At 46.4% G+C, this 16,174-nt stretch carries 14 protein-coding genes and 3 pseudogenes; 12 read left to right on the top strand and 5 right to left on the bottom strand.

The window, feature by feature from the left end; genetic code table 11:
* Position 1: 1 nt before the first annotated feature.
* Complete coding sequence (locus tag RE628_RS24885) at positions 2-1,480, bottom strand: MFS transporter (protein WP_309155875.1); 1,479 nt, start codon at positions 1,478-1,480, stop codon at positions 2-4.
* A gap of 156 nt (positions 1,481-1,636) precedes the next feature.
* Here RE628_RS24885 and RE628_RS24880 point away from each other — a divergent pair, with 156 nt between their 5' ends.
* The 3 genes and pseudogenes from RE628_RS24880 to RE628_RS24870 all read left to right on the top strand — a co-directional run bounded on the left by RE628_RS24880 (position 1,637) and on the right by RE628_RS24870 (position 4,237).
* On the top strand, positions 1,637-2,056 hold the full coding sequence (locus RE628_RS24880; RefSeq protein ID WP_309155873.1) for a MarR family winged helix-turn-helix transcriptional regulator: 420 nt from the start codon (positions 1,637-1,639) through the stop codon (positions 2,054-2,056).
* Between the two features lie 352 nt (positions 2,057-2,408).
* A pseudogene (locus tag RE628_RS24875) lies at positions 2,409-3,330 on the top strand (ketopantoate reductase family protein).
* A 73-nt stretch (positions 3,331-3,403) separates the two neighbouring features.
* The gene (locus RE628_RS24870) at positions 3,404-4,237 is read left to right on the top strand and encodes a class I SAM-dependent methyltransferase (RefSeq protein ID WP_309155872.1); all 834 of its coding nucleotides are present in this window, start codon (positions 3,404-3,406) and stop codon (positions 4,235-4,237) included.
* 83 nt (positions 4,238-4,320) lie between these two features.
* Here RE628_RS24870 and RE628_RS24865 read toward each other — a convergent pair.
* Positions 4,321-5,848 (bottom strand): annotated as a pseudogene (locus tag RE628_RS24865) (aminotransferase class V-fold PLP-dependent enzyme).
* Positions 5,849-6,014: 166 nt separating this feature from the next.
* Positions 6,015-6,491, bottom strand: coding sequence for a DsrE/DsrF/DrsH-like family protein (locus RE628_RS24860; protein WP_309155870.1), 477 nt, complete (start codon positions 6,489-6,491; stop codon positions 6,015-6,017).
* A 141-nt stretch (positions 6,492-6,632) separates the two neighbouring features.
* Here RE628_RS24860 and RE628_RS24855 point away from each other — a divergent pair, with 141 nt between their 5' ends.
* Together RE628_RS24855 and RE628_RS24850 are read left to right on the top strand one after the other, a co-directional pair.
* Positions 6,633-7,040, top strand: a complete 408-nt coding sequence (locus tag RE628_RS24855; RefSeq protein ID WP_309155868.1) for a hypothetical protein — start codon at positions 6,633-6,635, stop codon at positions 7,038-7,040.
* Positions 7,041-7,266: 226 nt separating this feature from the next.
* Complete coding sequence (locus RE628_RS24850; RefSeq protein WP_309155867.1) at positions 7,267-7,440, top strand: hypothetical protein; 174 nt, start codon at positions 7,267-7,269, stop codon at positions 7,438-7,440.
* Positions 7,441-7,508: 68 nt separating this feature from the next.
* On the opposite strand, the pseudogene RE628_RS24845 reads toward RE628_RS24850, so the two are convergent.
* A pseudogene (locus RE628_RS24845) lies at positions 7,509-8,506 on the bottom strand (ketoacyl-ACP synthase III).
* 217 nt (positions 8,507-8,723) lie between these two features.
* On the opposite strand from RE628_RS24845, the gene RE628_RS24840 reads away from it, so the two are divergent.
* The 6 genes from RE628_RS24840 (at position 8,724) to RE628_RS24815 (ending at position 13,874) form a co-directional block, all read left to right on the top strand.
* Positions 8,724-8,984: a rhodanese-like domain-containing protein gene (locus RE628_RS24840; protein ID WP_375143006.1), complete on the top strand. Its 261-nt coding sequence runs from the start codon at positions 8,724-8,726 to the stop codon at positions 8,982-8,984.
* 68 nt (positions 8,985-9,052) lie between these two features.
* Positions 9,053-9,469, top strand: a complete 417-nt coding sequence (locus RE628_RS24835) for a rhodanese-like domain-containing protein (RefSeq protein WP_309155864.1) — start codon at positions 9,053-9,055, stop codon at positions 9,467-9,469.
* 212 nt (positions 9,470-9,681) lie between these two features.
* On the top strand, positions 9,682-10,176 hold the full coding sequence (locus RE628_RS24830; protein ID WP_309155863.1) for a putative RNA methyltransferase: 495 nt from the start codon (positions 9,682-9,684) through the stop codon (positions 10,174-10,176).
* Positions 10,158-10,562, top strand: coding sequence for a class I SAM-dependent methyltransferase (locus RE628_RS24825; RefSeq protein WP_309155861.1), 405 nt, complete (start codon positions 10,158-10,160; stop codon positions 10,560-10,562). Before RE628_RS24830 ends, RE628_RS24825 begins: the two co-directional genes overlap by 19 nt.
* Positions 10,563-10,579: 17 nt before the next feature.
* A complete protein-coding gene (locus RE628_RS24820) occupies positions 10,580-12,814 on the top strand; it encodes an ATP-dependent helicase (protein ID WP_309155860.1) in 2,235 nt (744 codons plus the stop codon).
* A gap of 301 nt (positions 12,815-13,115) precedes the next feature.
* Positions 13,116-13,874, top strand: coding sequence for an SDR family oxidoreductase (locus tag RE628_RS24815; protein ID WP_309155858.1), 759 nt, complete (start codon positions 13,116-13,118; stop codon positions 13,872-13,874).
* A 120-nt stretch (positions 13,875-13,994) separates the two neighbouring features.
* On the opposite strand, the gene RE628_RS24810 is transcribed toward RE628_RS24815, so the two are convergent.
* A complete protein-coding gene (locus tag RE628_RS24810; protein WP_309155856.1) occupies positions 13,995-14,423 on the bottom strand; it encodes a DUF2500 domain-containing protein in 429 nt (142 codons plus the stop codon).
* A 461-nt stretch (positions 14,424-14,884) separates the two neighbouring features.
* On the opposite strand from RE628_RS24810, the gene hflX reads away from it, so the two are divergent.
* A complete protein-coding gene (gene hflX, locus RE628_RS24805; RefSeq protein ID WP_375143135.1) occupies positions 14,885-16,156 on the top strand; it encodes a GTPase HflX in 1,272 nt (423 codons plus the stop codon).
* The last annotated feature ends 18 nt before the right edge of the window (positions 16,157-16,174 follow it).

The following is a 16,174-nucleotide window of genomic DNA, read 5'->3' as shown; positions in this document are numbered from 1 at the left end:
GTTAATTCGACCGGACAGGTTCATTTCGCAGCGACCGTCTCGAAGACCAGAGCCGCCAGCCGGTCAACAGAGCGGCTACAAGGCAGATCGTCGCCGATGTCTGGAAGACGACATGCATTCCGCTCAGGAAGATGTCTGGGCGGTCTGGAATCAAACCGGTAACACGGTAACCTGCTTTGTGGCTCATCACACTGAATAAGGTAGTGGTTGCTACCGTGATCCCCACGACCATTCCAATATTGCGGATCAGGCCGTTGATGCTACCAGCAATCCCAAGCTGTGTCCGCGGTACCTTGGACATGACAAGCGAATTGTTCGGGGATTGGAATATCCCGCTGCCAAGCCCGAGCATAGCAATCCATACCGCGACGAGAGCAATATGGCTGCCGCCGTGCAGTGAAGCTAGACCGAATTGAGCGATAACCATCACGATCAGGCCGATGAAGGTTAACAGCTCTGAGCCAATCTTATCCGACAGAGAACCGCTAAGCGGGGCGATGATGACCATGACAATCGGGAAGATCATCAGCAGGAATCCGGCTTGAGACGGAGACAGATTAAGAATGCTCTGTGCATAGAATGGTGCGATAATGTTGTAGCAGAAGTTCGCAACGAACACGAGAAATCCGCACAGAATACTTAACGTGAACAACGGATTCTTAAAGAGCGATAGCTGAAGCAGCGGCTCCTGCTTGTGCATTTGCACCCACAAAAAGGCGATAAACACAACTACTGACACGACTAATGCGGTTATGATACGGTAATCTCCATAGCCAACTTGTTGTCCAAGTAATAGACCGGAGAATAGGGCAAGTATAAACAGGGTGAACAACAGGTTACCTGACCTGTCGATCTTCACTCGCAGCTTCGTAATATCCTGTGGTAACGTCTTGGCACCAACGATAAAGGCGATGATCCCGATCGGGACATTCACCCAGAATATATATTCCCAACCTAGGCTGGAAATGATAATGCCGCCAAGACTTGGGCCGGCGATGCTACCAAGCGATACGAAGGTTCCGATGAACCCGAGCGCCTTGCCACGTTCCTGGGGCGGGAAAATATCTGTTACAATCCCCTGATTATTCGCCATCGTCATTGAGGCACCTAGGGCCTGTATGAGACGCGAGGCAATCAAGGTGGTCAAGCTATGGCTTAATCCGCAGAACAGTGACCCGATCGTGAAGATGATCATGCCTAGCTTGAATATTTTTATTTTGCCGACGATATCTCCAAGCTTGCCGAAGAACAGGATCGCTGCACAGATCATCATTAAGTAGCTGGTGACTACCCATTGTGTCTGAGCTACCGGCAAATCAAGCTGCTTCGATATCACGGGCAGGGCGATATTGACGATGCTTCCGTCCAGTGTGGACATGAAGGTGAACAGATTAATGACAATCAGAATTAACCAGCGTTTTTTCTGTACGGCAGGATCATCCTGATACGTTTTTCTGACCATTTCTGGATTTGAACTCATGTTGATGACCTCACTTTATCATTGCAATATAAATTTGTTGCATATACAACTAAATGGCACATTCAAAGTGTACTCCACTTTAGTTGCAGCTGCAACTAAAGTGCGATAAAATTTTAGATATGTACAAATTTCTGATATAGAAGGGCAAGGATAGTCATGAACTCAATCGGCAAGCTGATATCATTTATCAACCGAATCCATCAGAAGGAACTAGCCAACAAATTGAGAGATTATAATATAGGTGGTGGCGGACACCACAGCTACTTGAAGACGATTCTGATGAATCCCGGTTTGAATCAGGATCAGCTTACTTGTGAAGTGAAGTTTGATAAGGCTACTACGACCCGTTGTATCAAGCAATTGGAGGATGCGGGCTATGTCGAGAGGATCGTAGACGATAACGACCGTAGATCCTATCGGTTATATCCAACCACCGAGGCCAAGGAATTCGAGCCTGTACTGGTCTCGATTCTGGATGAATCCAACCAGAGTCTTGCCTGCTGCTTGTCCGAGGAAGAGAAGGAGCAGCTTAGAACATTGCTGCAGAAGGTCTATGACAACTACAATGCACGTTAAGAGGTAGTTCAAAAAGTCCGTTTTTGAACACGCACGCTAAGTAATATACTCAAAATTTTTGCAGTCATGCATAGGCGGATTTCACTCTTTGAAGAAGGGCGGATTCGCTTTTTCTTTTATCTAGTATAATTTTGTTGAAAGTGCATGTTCAAAAAGGCCGGTTTTCAGCACCGAGAAGGTTGGATGAAGCTAGGGACTGAGGAGCGAGGCGTACGTTTTGGGTACGTGAGCACCGGAAGGCCCGGCTGAATTCAAGATTCGATGTCGAATAAGCTTTCAGTGTTACTTCGTGATCAAAATTGGACTTTTTAAACAACCTCTAAAATATCTATGTCAGGAGATGAAGTAATCGATGCGGATATTAGTGCTAGGGGCCGGAGGAGTCGGCGGTTATTTTGGCGGCCGTTTAGTTGAGAAGGGGAAGATGTTACCTTTCTCGTAAGGGAACACCGCAAGCATCAGCTTGAGCAGGAGGGATTGGTGATCCGCAGTGTGAACGGCGATCTCACATTGAAGCCGCGGCTTATTACAGCGCAGGAGTCAGCGGAACCTTTTGATTTAATCCTGTTCTCAACAAAGGCTTACCATTTAGAGGGGGCCATGCAGGATCTGAAGTCGTTCGTAGGAGAGAAGACGGTGATTCTTCCGCTGTTGAATGGTGTGGCTCATATCTCACTATTGCAGCAGGAGTTCGGGTTGGACAAGGTGATCGGTGGACTATGCTTCATCGAGACTACTTTGAGTGAGCAGGGTCATATCATTCAGACGAGCAAGGGGCACTATGTCCGATTCGGAGAGTTCGGGAACAAAGAGACAGAGAGAATCCGTGTGATTGAAGAAGTCTTGAGCGGAACGAAGGCTTCGTTCGTGCGAAGTTCTCATATTGAGCAGGATATTTGGCATAAATATTTGTATATTGCTACTATTGCTGGTGTAACGACTTTGATGCGAGCTCCGTTAGGTCCCATTCGGGATAGCGAGAATGGATATGAGTTCATCCGTGGTGTGTTCCAAGAGGGTGCGACGATCATGTTAGCGCATGGGCGCCACTGGATTCGGAGATTGTTGCTCGGCATATGATCACGATGGAGAAGACGGACTATACCATGAAAGCATCTATGCTAAGAGATATGGAGAAGGGGCTATCGATCGAGGGACGTCATCTGCACGGTCATTTACTCGATTTGGCTAAGGAGCTTCAGATTGAAGCCCCGCTGCTTGAGGTGATTTATCGTAATCTACAAGTCTATGAGATTATGCAGCAGCAGTTGTAGTTCAAGTTCTAGCGAAATCACATAGAGCTAGCATCTAACCCATTGTCAAAAAATAAATCATGGAGGCGATCGAATGGTTCCAGAGATCCCAAAAGGAAATTTGCAGAGCAATGTTGAGAGGTTCTCAGGGTTTGCGGACGTGTACGATGCTTATCGTCCCGAGGCCCCTGAGATGGTTACTGAGATATTGACCCGATACCTGCAGAGAGAGCCAGAACTCGTGATGGATTTAGGTTGTGGCACAGGATTGTCTACTCTAATCTGGAATAAGCAGGCGGCGCGGATCATAGGAGTAGAGCCTAATGATGACATGCGAAGCGTTGCCTCAGCTAAGCTAAGACACTTCTCGGAGGGGGCCTCCGATATCGCTTTTGTTCCTGGTTATTCCAATCAGCTCAATGTGGAGTCGGAATCGGTTGACATTATTACCTGTTCGCAGTCATTTCATTGGATGGAGCCGGTAAGTACATTACGCGAGGTACACCGTGTTCTACGCGATGGAGGCGTTTTTGCTGCCTACGATTGCGACTGGCCGCCGATGCTAAGTTGGGAATTGGAGAAGCAATACATGGACTTGTATGATAAATGCGATAAGATTCTGGAAAGAGAGATGGTCGAGGAATCGAAAGCCGTCAAACGGAACAAGAACGAGCATTTACAAAATCTACAGGCTAGCGGAGCCTTCAGATATACGAGGGAGTTTGTATTTCACCATCGCGAACTGTGCAATGCCGAGCGTTATGTCGGACTGGCACTAAGCCAGGGCGGTCTGCAGAGCGTGCTAAAGCTCGGCAGCACAGAGCTTGATGGCGATATAGCTTCTTTCCGAGAACAGACGGATAAATATTTTAACGGTCATATGAAGGAAATTATATTCAGCTACAGAATGCGTCTCGGCATAAAATAGATCTACTAGGTTCAAAAAAAGTCGATATCCAGCACCGGAAGGCCCGGGTGAATTCAAGATTTGATGCCGAGTTACTTCTTGGTTCACTTCGTGATCAAAAGCGAATTTTCATATATGGCTGCGACGTCCGGTATGAATTGCCCGTGCATATGAGACCAGTCATTGGTGAGCGGATTATAAATATAATCATGCTGCCAGGTCTCGATATGACGGGCTATTTCTGTTACCGCGTGGATGATATCGTCAACTTCCTGTAACGTCATAATCGGATGAAGTGATGTACGTATCCAGCCGGGCTTTAGGGAATAATCTCCATTAATGACACTCTGCTCAATAAAGTGAGAGAGCTCGGGGGTAATACCAAGTAAGTAGTGGCCATAAGGGCAGGCACAGGAACAGCCGCCTCGTGCCTGAATGCCAAAGCGGTCACTCAGCAGCTTCACGACAAGATTGTAGTGGTACCCCTGGATAATCCATGAGACGATGCCCAGACGATCCTCGGAGTTCGCATCCAATACATCAACGCCAGGAATCTGCTCAAGCCCACGGAGCAAACGGCCAGTCAGTTGATGCTCGCGAGCTAATATCAGCTCCGGTCTCATTTTATCCTTTAACTTCATACATAGTGCGGTCTTGATCGTCTGTATGATCGGAGGGGTGCCGCCATCCTCACGGCTCTCCATATCACGGACATAATGCTTTGTGCCCCAAGGGTTCACCCAATCGACGGTACCGCCACCGACATGATCGGGAATTCGATGGCCACATAGGGAGTTGCGTACGATCAAAACACCAGCTGTACCAGGGCCACCAAGAAATTTATGCGGTGAGAAGAGGATGCCGTCCAGCTGTTCTAGAGGCTGCGCAGGATGCATATCGATGGGCACATACGGAGCGGATGCGGCAAAATCGACGATACATATTCCTCTATGCTGATGCATGACCTTAGCTAACTGATGATAGGGGTCGTTCTTCCGGTTACATTGGAGCAGGCAGTGAAAGCACCAATCTTAAAATAGCGGTGCTTGTAAAGGTTCAGCGATCGCTCCAATTGGGCGGGGCTTACTTCTCCATCCTCCCCGGGCTCAAGCATGATGACATCTCCAATCGTCTCAGCCCAAGAGATATGGTTGGAATGATGCTCCATATGGCTGACAAAGATGACGGGACGATCTCTTTCCGTAAATCCAAGTGAAGCGGTCTGCCATTCAGGCACCTTAAGACCAAGCAAACGCTGCAGTTTATTAATGCCCGAGGTCATTCCCGAACCAGTCAACATCAAGATGTCGTCAGGACCGGCGTTAACATGCTGCTTGATGATTTGACGAGCCATTTTGTAGGCCTGGGATATCGTCTGGCCCGTTAGACTAGACTCGCTATGAGTATTGGCCATATAAGGCCGAACTGTTCAGTAATCGCCGCTTCAATCGGTCCGTACAATCGTCCGCTTGCTGTCCAATCGGCATAGATCATCTTTTGCTTACCATAGGGAGTGGGATAGGTCTGCTGGATTCCGATCGTTCTGAGTCGAAAAGGAAGAAAATGCGCTTCAAGGGCCTCGGGATTATTGACGCTGATTACATCAGATGCATGAGTTGCATTTTTCAACATAGCATTCGTTCCTCGCTCACTTCATTGATGACTCAGTATATGCCGGAGGTAGTGCTAGGGGCGAATGCCCAGACTCGATTTTTTGTATTTTCCAAGAAAAAAAGCGATATACCCGGGTTGCGGGAATATCGCTTTATCTATTGCTGTGTAACTTTTTGAACTACCTCTAAATAAACAGTTGAATGTCAGACTCCAGGGCATCTCTTAAGTAGCTCTGGGCGTCGACGATTTCTACTCCGGATAGGAATTCTTCAGGCTTTAAGCCCATTATTTCTACGGATAGCTTGCAGGCGGAGAACTTAATGTTCTTCTTGCGTGCACCCTTTAAGAAATGAACGAGCTTAGGGGCCTCTTGATCCTCTATCATTTCTTCAAGCATCCATTTGCCTAGCCCGCTGAAGTTCATTTTGGATAACGGCAGCTGCTCAGGACCTTTGGGCGTTGCTAGGCTCATAATTTTTTCATAGAGCGATTTATCCTCCAAGGTCATCTTATCAGGATCTCTAATGAGGAACAGCCCCCAGAAGCTAAAGAACATCGTCACTTCAATATCCATATCTTGCGCCGAATTGGCCAGAATCAGCCCGGCCATCGCTTTATCATACTCTCCGCTGAACATGAGCAGACTCATCTTCTTGCTCATCGTGATGCACACCTTCTTCGATTGGAATGTTCATATTATGAGATGAAGATCTGACATCTATGCCCTATTTATTATTTGTTATTTAGAACCTGCAACCTTTCCCTAGATTTAATGCGTCCTAACCATAAAAGGAGGGCTACGATGAAGAAGATAGGGTTAGTTCTATTCATACTGTTGCTTATTAATCCGTTATATACACAGCAGACATTGGCCTTATCATGCGCTGTTATGTACAGCATCCCCGAAGCCTATCGAAAGTACGATGGTGTAGTCATCGGACAGGTGGAGAGCGTCAAGGAGAAGAGGGAGAACAACCAGGTCAAGTTGTCAATCAAGAGAAGCTTTAAGGGGATTACGGAAGAGAAATTGGTGATTGTTGAGGATAAAACCTGGGGGCTCTATCGGGACCAAGCGTTCCTCATGAAGAGTATCTGTTCTTTCTTACTTACAAAGAGGGGCAAGGTTGGGAGAATCCGCTATGTGCACCAACGAAGAAGGTTACCGCTCTTACTAGCGATGAATCCGCCTTTCTCGATAATAGAGAAGTGAAGCTTACCGATCATGAGGATATTGGTACAGCGAGAGGCTTGTTGGTTGATGCAAATAGATCTTATATCGTGTGTGGGGCCGTTATTGCTGTAGTTACTTTAGGAATCATCTGTTGCTATCTATGCATAAGAAGACGCAGGCGATAGACAAATATTCTTCAAGGTGAATAATCCATTGGATTATTGTGGAAAATAGAAGAAACGGCTTCTTGGAAAGGAGGATTAGGATGGAAATTTCAATGGGCGCCGATGAGGTTATTAGCCGCATCAAGCAGCTTCAGAGCAATGGAGAGCCTATCAGCAAGAAGCAAGTGAAGCAACATGATCCTGAGTTAATGAGAAGCGCATTGTTCTATTTTCCAAGTTGGGAACATGCTTTGAAGAATGCAGATACCCCATAGGTGTAGATATATCATGAGATGAATAATTAACCCGGTGAAGCCCACTTCACCGGGTTTTTTTCGATTCATTACACGTGGGGTACTCCCCACTTAATGATCTGGCCGCTATGGGTAAGACCGCCCCCAAAGCCATAGAGTAGTAGCGTATCGCCATATTTCAGACTTCCTTGTTGTACCCCGAGGTCGAGCGCCAGTGGGATGGTAGCAGCGGAGGTATTGCCAAAGTACTCCATGCTGTACAGCGTCCGTTCGAGCGGAAGGCCCGATTTCTCACAGATGGAATCAATCATGCGCAGATTCGCACTATGGGGAACGAACCAGTCGATGTCATCCACATTCATATTCGCTTGCTTTAAGAGCTGCTTAACTCCCGCGGATACGGTCTGCACTGCCCATTTATACACTTCCCGTCCGTTCTGTACCATTTTTCCGTTACCGGCTAACTCTGTACCTTTGAAAGTATGGGACAAGCCTGAGCGATATACATGAATACCGCCTTCCCCGTTACTTCCTAGTACTGAGGAGATGAACCCAGGATGGGATTCATCGTATTCAACAAGAACGGCACCGGCCCCGTCCCGAACAGAATGCAGGTGGAGCGGTCACTATAGTCGGTCACCTTGGATAGCGTTTCACCGGCGACAACAAGTATTTTCTTGTGAAGGCCGGCGGAAATTAATCCGTTGGCGAGATGTAGACCATATACGAAGCCCGCACAGGTTGCGTTCAAATCGAATGCACCGGTACTGCTTATCCCGAAATGATCCTGAATTTTACAGGCTACACTCGGAAATGGATAGTCCGGGGTTGTTGTTGCCACTATAATCATGTCGACATCATCTAGGCTTTTGTTATAGCGCTCTGTCAGGTTCTGCACCGCCTTAATGCAGAGATCCGAGGTGAATTCGTGCTCAGCGGCGATCCGACGCTCCTTCATTCCGGTTCTTTGTACGATCCATTCATCATTTGTGTCCACCAGCTTAGATAAATCATCATTCGTTAGACGCTGTTCGGGAACATGAGTACCAATTGCCGTAATACGTGCTTGAGAGAACTGAGCTTTCATAGGATCACCTCTTTTTTTGTTCATTATAACACCAAGTATTAGTATCTGGTACTAAATTATGTGGAAATCCATTTTTTTATTCATCAAAATTGGTTACATATGATATTCCGGTTGACGCAGAGAGCAAAAAATTATAACTTATTATTATACCCCTATAGGTATATAGAAACGGATGTTGGTAATTATAAAGTTGAATCATACTTAGGAGGGAAAAGAGATGAGCAATCCATATCAAGAAATTTTTCCATATGAAGTTAATGAACGGCTGCAGCGGAGGGATCACATTGTTATTGTGGACGTCCGTGAGCCGGATGAGTTTGCCGAAGGGCATATCCCGGATGCAAAGAACATCCCGCTTGGTAGTATCCCTGGTGCTTTAAATCTGTTTGACCCGCAGCAGGAGACGATAGTCGTCTGTCAGGGCGGGGGCGCAGCACAAGGGCTTGCGAATATTTGTCTTCACACGGCTATCATGTAATAAATATGGTCGGCGGCATGTCCGCTTGGTCAGGAGATATTGAGTAAAATAAACGGGAGGTCGCAATCTTGACGATCTATTACTATATTGTATGCATGGTCATTGCGGTTATCGCCTGGCGGATTAGACCGGTCCGGGGGCTGAGATATATCAACGATGAGCAGTTTTGCAAGCTGTTAAAGGAAAAGCAGCACAGCTTCAAGCTGCTTGATGTCCGGGACCAGGTGGATTATTATGAGGCACATGTTCCGGGAGCGCTCAATATCTCGGTGGGCAGATTGCGGTATGTTCGGAAAAATGACTTATATTTTGATGATGAAATTATCATTATCTCTGATACGAAGGCTCATGGTAAGAAGGCAGCGAGAATTATGAGACAATCTGGATATAGTCATCTGACACTGGTCAGCGACGAGTTGATGTCGATTCCTTGCTTCCAGGAGTTGATCTCCCGAAGGTGCAAATGCAATAGTCCATGTGCGTGATTTGATCTGATTCATAGGAGATATGCTATAATAGTGAATGTTTATTGTTAATGGTAAGGAGAGCTGCAGGATGATCATCCAATTCATTCGTTTTCGCTAATGAGAGGTACAGACATTGAACTTGGTTATTTTCTCAAAAATGAGAAGTCGACTAGGTTTATTTGACTGTGCCTTTTTCATTCAGCAAACACGAATGAATGGGGTGTTTTTTTGTGTCCAAAAATAATCATGCCGTTAATTTACTTTCACAGCATACTCATATTTTTAATTGTCCGGTTTGTCACCACCGTGAACTGTTCGTAGATGAAAGAAGTCTAGTATGTCCCCATGGGCATCGTTTTGATCTATCTAAGCACGGATATATCCATTTGTGCTTGCAGTCTGCGGCGACTAAGTACGATAAATCCATGTTTGCAGCCAGACAGATGCTCAGCCAGTCCGGTTTGTTTGAGCCCCTGGCTGAAGCGATTGCCACCAGGATTGTGAAGGGGCTGGAACCCAGGGCAGAGCATGACACGCTTAAAATTCTGGACGCAGGCTGCGGAGAAGGTTCGCATTTAGAGCGGATCCATTCGTTGGTCTGTCGAAATGCGGCGCTGCCGACGCTTGGGATCGGGATCGACCTGGCTAAGAGGGTGTTGCCTCCGCGGCAAAGAGCTATAAGGAGCTTCTATGGTGCGTTGGCGATTTGGCCAATCCACCACTAGTAAGCCAACAGTTTAACGTCATTCTTAACATCCTATCTCCTGCGAATTATGATGCTTTTCATAGATTGCTGTGTGAAGGCGGCATCGTAATCAAAGTAATTCCTAATCGCTATTATCTGCGTGAGCTACGCGAGGCACTCTGGGAAGGGAGTGGGCGAAGCTTCAGCAATGACAGGACAATACAGCTATTCAAGGAGCATTTTGAACCTATTGAGGTTCAGCGGGTGAGTTATACTTATCCTCTGGAGTCGGGGCAGGTTCAACCCTTGCTTGCTATGACCCCTTTGGTATGGCGGGCTGAAGATAGCAAGCTGAACCACTTCGCAGCTCATCCTCCAACAGAGATTACAGTCGATCTTACCGTTATGATCGGCAACAAAAGATAAAATAGTAAAGGTGCTTTATGTATAATCGCTCAATAAATCAAGAAAGACCTAACCAATTTATAGATCGTAAACAGGCTGAGCTTAGTATTCAATTGAATGAGGTACAGCGGGAGGCGGTTCTTCTTACCGAAGGACCGTTGTTACTGCTAGCTTCGCCCGGATCAGGCAAGACAACGACGATGATTATGCGCATCGGCTATTTGATTGCGGAGAAGGGGGTACACCCTGCGCGCATTAAGGCGGTAACGTTCAGTAGGGCTGCTGCTCAGGATATGAAATCACGGTTCAGCTCCTTTTTCCCGGAACTGGCTCCCGTACAATTTTCTACGATTCACAGTTTTGCCTTTGAAGTGGTCAGAGATTATTTGCGGAAGTGTCGTATCGACTTTCAGATCATCGAAGGGCATATCGATCCGGAGGATGAAGATGGGGCCGAAGCGGAGCAGCTGCCGCTGCACAAGAGAATTATTTTGCGGCAAATCTATCAATCTCTTCACTCAGATAACATCACGGATGATCAGATGGACGAGTTGACGACCTATATTAGCTATATTAAGAACAAGATGCTGCCTGCCGAGCAATGGTCAGAGGTTAAAGTTGATGTTCCCAAGGCGGAACAGATCTTCCGGGCTTATGAAGAGTTCAAATGCCGGGACAGCTCAAGGCTGCTGCTTGACTTCGATGATATGCTGACGCTCGCAAATAGAGCATTGGAAGAGGATGCCTCGTTGCTGAGGAAGTACCAGCAGAGGTATGATTATGTGCTAACCGATGAGAGCCAGGATACCTCGCTTGTGCAGCATGCTATTATCGAGAAGCTTGTGCAGCGCCATCACAATCTGTGTGTCGTTGCTGATGATGATCAGTCGATCTATAGCTGGCGGGGCGCTGAACCATCTTATTTACTCGATTTCAAACAAGTATTTCCCAAGGCGCAAATCTTATATATGGAGCAGAATTATCGTTCATCCAGAGACGTGGTTCACGCCGCAAACCGCTTTATCAAGCGCAACAAACATCGATACAATAAAAATATGTTCACCCATAACCCTCCGCATGAGCCCATCCGTTTCACCAGTCTGACTGATGATATTGGGCAGGGCGACTATTTAGTACGTGAGATCGCAAGGGAGGAGAATCTGGCGGAGATCGCGATTCTGTATCGTAACAATTCTTCCTCTGTCGGATTAATGAATGCACTTGATCTGGCCGGAATCCCCTTCTATCTGAAGGACTCCGACTTACGCTTCTTCTCCCACTGGGTCGTTGAGGATGTGCTGAACTTCATGCGGCTTACGTATACCGATAAACGAATCAATGTCTTTGAGAAGATTCACATGAAGTTCAATGGTTATATCAGTAAAAGGCAGATGCAGGAGGTCAAGCTGATTCACAATCAGGAATCGGTCTTCGACAACCTGCTGAACCATGTACCATTGCAGGAATATCAAGTGAAGCTGCTGCAAGAGAGCAAGGAGACGTTCCAGCAGATGCGTGGAATGTCGCCGAAGCCTGCCATTCAGATTATCCGTGGTCGTCTCGGTTATGAGAAGGCGTTGGAGAAGATGTGTGAACGCCTCGGTTTCCGTCAAGAGACACTCATTGGTATTCTGAACACACTAGAGCAAATCGCAGCTCCTCTATCAACGATGGAAGAGTTCGCCGCCCGGCTCAAATATTTGGAGTCACTTCAGAAGACAGCGAAGCGACGGAGGGGTCAGAATGTCGTAACCTTGTCGACGTTACACAGTGCTAAAGGGTTGGAGTTCGACCGAGTCTATATGATCGATTTGGTTGATGGAATTTTGCCATCCTACGAGGATTTGAAGGATCAATCTGAGGATCTTGCCCAGATGGAGGAAGCGACCCGTCTGTTCTATGTAGGTATGACACGGGCAAAGCGCACGCTGAATTTGGTAACCTATCAGGAGCGGGAGGGCAAGAAGGCCGTGGAGTCTCGCTTTGTGAATGACATCCGGAGGATTGTGAATCCGACAGCTCCACGGATAGTGCAGGGGGAGAAATCTACAGTGAAGCTGAAGAAGCCGGAGGTCGTCTATCGCCCGAACGCGATCCATAGTGCGAATGACTTTATCGTCGGCAAGAAGGTTAGGCATTCACGCTTTGACGAAGGGGTCATCTCGAAAGTATATGAGGACCGGATTGAGATCCAATTTGCTGCAGGTGACAAGGTGCTCTCGATTCAGGCATGCCTAGAGATGGGGTTGCTTGAGCCTGTAGAAACCGCTTAGTAAAGACAACTGATTATATCAGGCACGATAGTTTCATTTTCCATGATAAAGAACCTTCAGAATACTCCCGAAATTTCAGGGGTACTTTGAAGGTTCTTCTTGTTCAGTACAGCATTAGATGAGCGCACGGTCTGCATTCCTACTCCTGATTCCTTTGTGGAGTTTTTTTAGGGTAAGATTCTCTGTTCTGTCACTTTTCTAGCAAATAAACGAGTATAAAATTGCGATATTTATATAATATAAAAATTAACAATTGTATAATTAAAATGTGTAATGTAAAAATCAGAAGGAGGCATATTCAATGAAACTTCAAGGCAAGGTAGCGGTAGTTACAGGTGCAGCATCCGGTATGGGCAAGGCGATTGCTAAGCTATATGCAGCGGAAGGCGCGAAGGTCATTGTATCGGATTTGAATCTGGAGGCGGCGAACGCAACGGTTGAAGACATCGTAGCAAGTGGTGGCGAAGCAATCGCAGTTGTTGCGAATGTGGCTCAGGAAGCGGATATTCAGAATTTGATCGATACGGTAGTAAGTACTTATGGTACTCTGGACATTCTAGTCAACAACGCGGGCATTATGGATAATTTTGTTCCTGCTGCTGACTTGACGGATGAGCTATGGGATAGAGTATTTGCAGTTAATACTACAGGCCCTATGCGCGCGATCAGAAAGGCTTTGCCGATTTTCCTTGAGAAAGGGAACGGGGTTATCATTAATGTTGCCTCTGCTGGCGGACTGATGGGCTCAAGAGCAGGAGCCGCTTATACCGCAGCTAAGCACGCCGTAGTCGGTTTGACGAAGAACGTCGGATTCCAATATGCTCAGAAGGGCATTCGCTGTAATGCGATAGCGCCGGGCGCCGTTAATACGAATATATCGACTACGATCAATCAGCCGAATGAATTCGGGATGCAAAGAGCGATGGTGGGTATGAACATAAATCCAAGAGTAGGAGAATCAGAGGAAATTGCTAAGGTGGCTCTCTTCCTTGCATCAGATGACTCCAGTTTCGTCAATGGTACGGTCATCGCAGCTGATGGTGGTTGGATAGCTTATTGAGGTTAAGTCTGAGTGAAGGAAACGAAATAAAGTAGAGTACGCCGGGAGAATTGGGTCATAGAGGACTGAATTCTCTCGGCTTTTTAGTTATATGGTATAACCAAATCCCATGAGCTGTTATTAGTATCGGGAGGAGCGCTCCTGTTGTGGGATACTCCGTTCAAATGCGACGATCCAATCGCCTTGAATAGCCGCGTAGCCTTCATCTCCTTCGGCGACGAGACCGTATAGATTTTTCACATCTAAATATTCTTTGCGTTCCCCGTTCTCAAATTCCAGAGTAATGTAATAATAAGTGTGAGAAGAGGAGAAGGAATTATGGTCATTCATATTCGAGCTGTGACGTACATCCATCCGTTTGGATACGATTCTGACAAATGTGGATTCACGGGTTGAGGTGGCGTTCTTAACGTACTTCGCTCCGTTGACAATAAACATAATGATGACGATGACAAATATGATTCCGATAAAGATGGGAATACCGGTAAACATGAAGTTGTCTATTCCGCCAAAGGGCGAGGACCCGAAGCCATCGAAACCAGATACCATACCTAGGTTCCTCCAATCTTCTGTAGTGAATTTTTAATGATTGAATTGCTCATAGGATACTTAAAATAAAAAAACAATAACAGTAAAAAATTTACATTTCATCAACATGATTATAATCGTCTTTACCGGAGGGTGTCATTGTACAGAGTTTTAAAGTATGGTAATATGTATATAATTTACATGAACGGAGGGTTCCTAGTGTTGTACATTAAATTCCGTCTTACTACTTTGCGCGGCTAATTGAATACTGCTCAAAGGCTCTGTCCTGTGCAGGGCGAACGGGATAGGTGTGCTATCATAAAGGGAACCTTTATAATAGAATATGCCGCTTTGAGATTCACTTGCAGTGATAGGTCTGCAGGTGTCTTCTTGTTTGCTGCACCGTTTGTACCATAGCACAGCCAGAGGTCTGTGTTTTTTTATTTGATGTAAAATAAGGAGGAATACGATATATGGAACAATTGGTGCAGTTGGAACAGAGGGCGGTTCTGGTCGGTGTCAATCTGAATAATCAGGATGATTTCGCCTATTCGATGGAGGAATTGGCGAACTTGACGGAGGCATGTGAGGTAGAGGTTGTGGGAACATTATCGCAAAATCTGCCTAAGGTGAATCCGTCCCACTACATTGGGACGGGGAAGATTCTGGAGGTCACCGCGCTGCTTGAGGGGAATGAAGGCAATCTCGTTATTTTCAATGATGAGTTGTCTCCGTCGCAAATACGCAATCTTGAATCCGAACTGAAATGCAAAGTTATTGATCGGACGATACTCATTCTTGATATCTTTGCAAGGCGGGCCAAGACGAGGGAGGCTCAGCTTCAGGTTGAGGTGGCGCAATTGAAATATATGCTGCCACGCCTGGTTGGCCTGCGCGAATCACTGGGACGTCAGGGTGGCGGGGTTGGTACGAAGAACCGCGGTGTAGGGGAGACAAAGCTTGAGCTGGACCGCAGACGAATTGAAGAGAAGATTACGATGCTGAGCAAGGAACTGGAAGTGTTGGTTGCCCATCGTCAGATCCAGCGCAAGCAGCGCAAGAAGAACGATGTTCCGGTTGTCTCGCTTGTTGGATATACGAATGCAGGTAAATCGACGATTATGAATGCTATGCTGGAGGCCTATAATCCGTCTCAAGAGAAGCAGGTGTTCGAGAAGGATATGCTGTTCGCTACGCTGGAGACATCGGTACGCAGTATTCCGTTGCAGGATAACAAATCGTTCTTGCTCACGGATACGGTAGGCTTCGTCAGCAAGCTGCCTCATCATCTGGTGAAGGCGTTCCGTTCTACATTGGAGGAAGTAGCAGAGGCGGATCTGCTCATTCATGTTGTGGATTATGCTAATCCGGAATTTGAACGGCTAATCCAGATTACAAATGATACGCTGAAGGAGATCGGTGTAACAGATATTCCGACAATCTACGCTTATAATAAATCGGATTTGACGGATCACAGCATCCCTGAGGTAATAGGGGATAAGGTGTACATGGCCGCTAAGAGCAGAGTTGGGATCTCCGAACTAGTAGAGCAAATTCGCCGGCAGGTCTTCAAAGATTATATCTGCTGCTATATGCTAATCCCGTATGATCAGGGCACTGTCGTATCATATTTGAACGAGCATGCCAGCATTCTCGAGACCTCCTATGAAGAAGAAGGGACAAAGATATATTTGGAATGCCGATTGAGTGATTACGGCAAGTATAAGCAGTTTGTTATTGGAGGAATGGAGTAACAACCAAGATATAGAAGG

It is taken from the genome of Paenibacillus sp. D2_2 (genome assembly GCF_031199965.1).
In the GTDB taxonomy this organism is placed as follows: Bacteria; Bacillota; Bacilli; order Paenibacillales; family Paenibacillaceae; genus Fontibacillus.
Note: the sequence above shows the minus strand (reverse complement) of the source record. Positions and strands in the feature narration are given on the sequence as shown.

What these genes read in the sequence shown, in the direction of transcription:
- RE628_RS24855 (WP_309155868.1), top strand. Translation starts at nt 6,633, where the DNA reads ATGAAGAAGATAGGGTTAGTTCTATTCATACTGTTGCTTATTAATCCG.
- RE628_RS24860 (WP_309155870.1), bottom strand. Translation starts at nt 6,491, where the DNA reads ATGAGCAAGAAGATGAGTCTGCTCATGTTCAGCGGAGAGTATGATAAA.
- RE628_RS24810 (WP_309155856.1), bottom strand. Translation starts at nt 14,423, where the DNA reads ATGGTATCTGGTTTCGATGGCTTCGGGTCCTCGCCCTTTGGCGGAATA.
- RE628_RS24840 (WP_375143006.1), top strand. Translation starts at nt 8,724, where the DNA reads ATGAGCAATCCATATCAAGAAATTTTTCCATATGAAGTTAATGAACGG.
- RE628_RS24815 (WP_309155858.1), top strand. Translation starts at nt 13,116, where the DNA reads ATGAAACTTCAAGGCAAGGTAGCGGTAGTTACAGGTGCAGCATCCGGT.
- RE628_RS24850 (WP_309155867.1), top strand. Translation starts at nt 7,267, where the DNA reads ATGGAAATTTCAATGGGCGCCGATGAGGTTATTAGCCGCATCAAGCAG.
- RE628_RS24820 (WP_309155860.1), top strand. Translation starts at nt 10,580, where the DNA reads ATGTATAATCGCTCAATAAATCAAGAAAGACCTAACCAATTTATAGAT.
- RE628_RS24880 (WP_309155873.1), top strand. Translation starts at nt 1,637, where the DNA reads ATGAACTCAATCGGCAAGCTGATATCATTTATCAACCGAATCCATCAG.
- RE628_RS24885 (WP_309155875.1), bottom strand. Translation starts at nt 1,480, where the DNA reads ATGAGTTCAAATCCAGAAATGGTCAGAAAAACGTATCAGGATGATCCT.
- RE628_RS24870 (WP_309155872.1), top strand. Translation starts at nt 3,404, where the DNA reads ATGGTTCCAGAGATCCCAAAAGGAAATTTGCAGAGCAATGTTGAGAGG.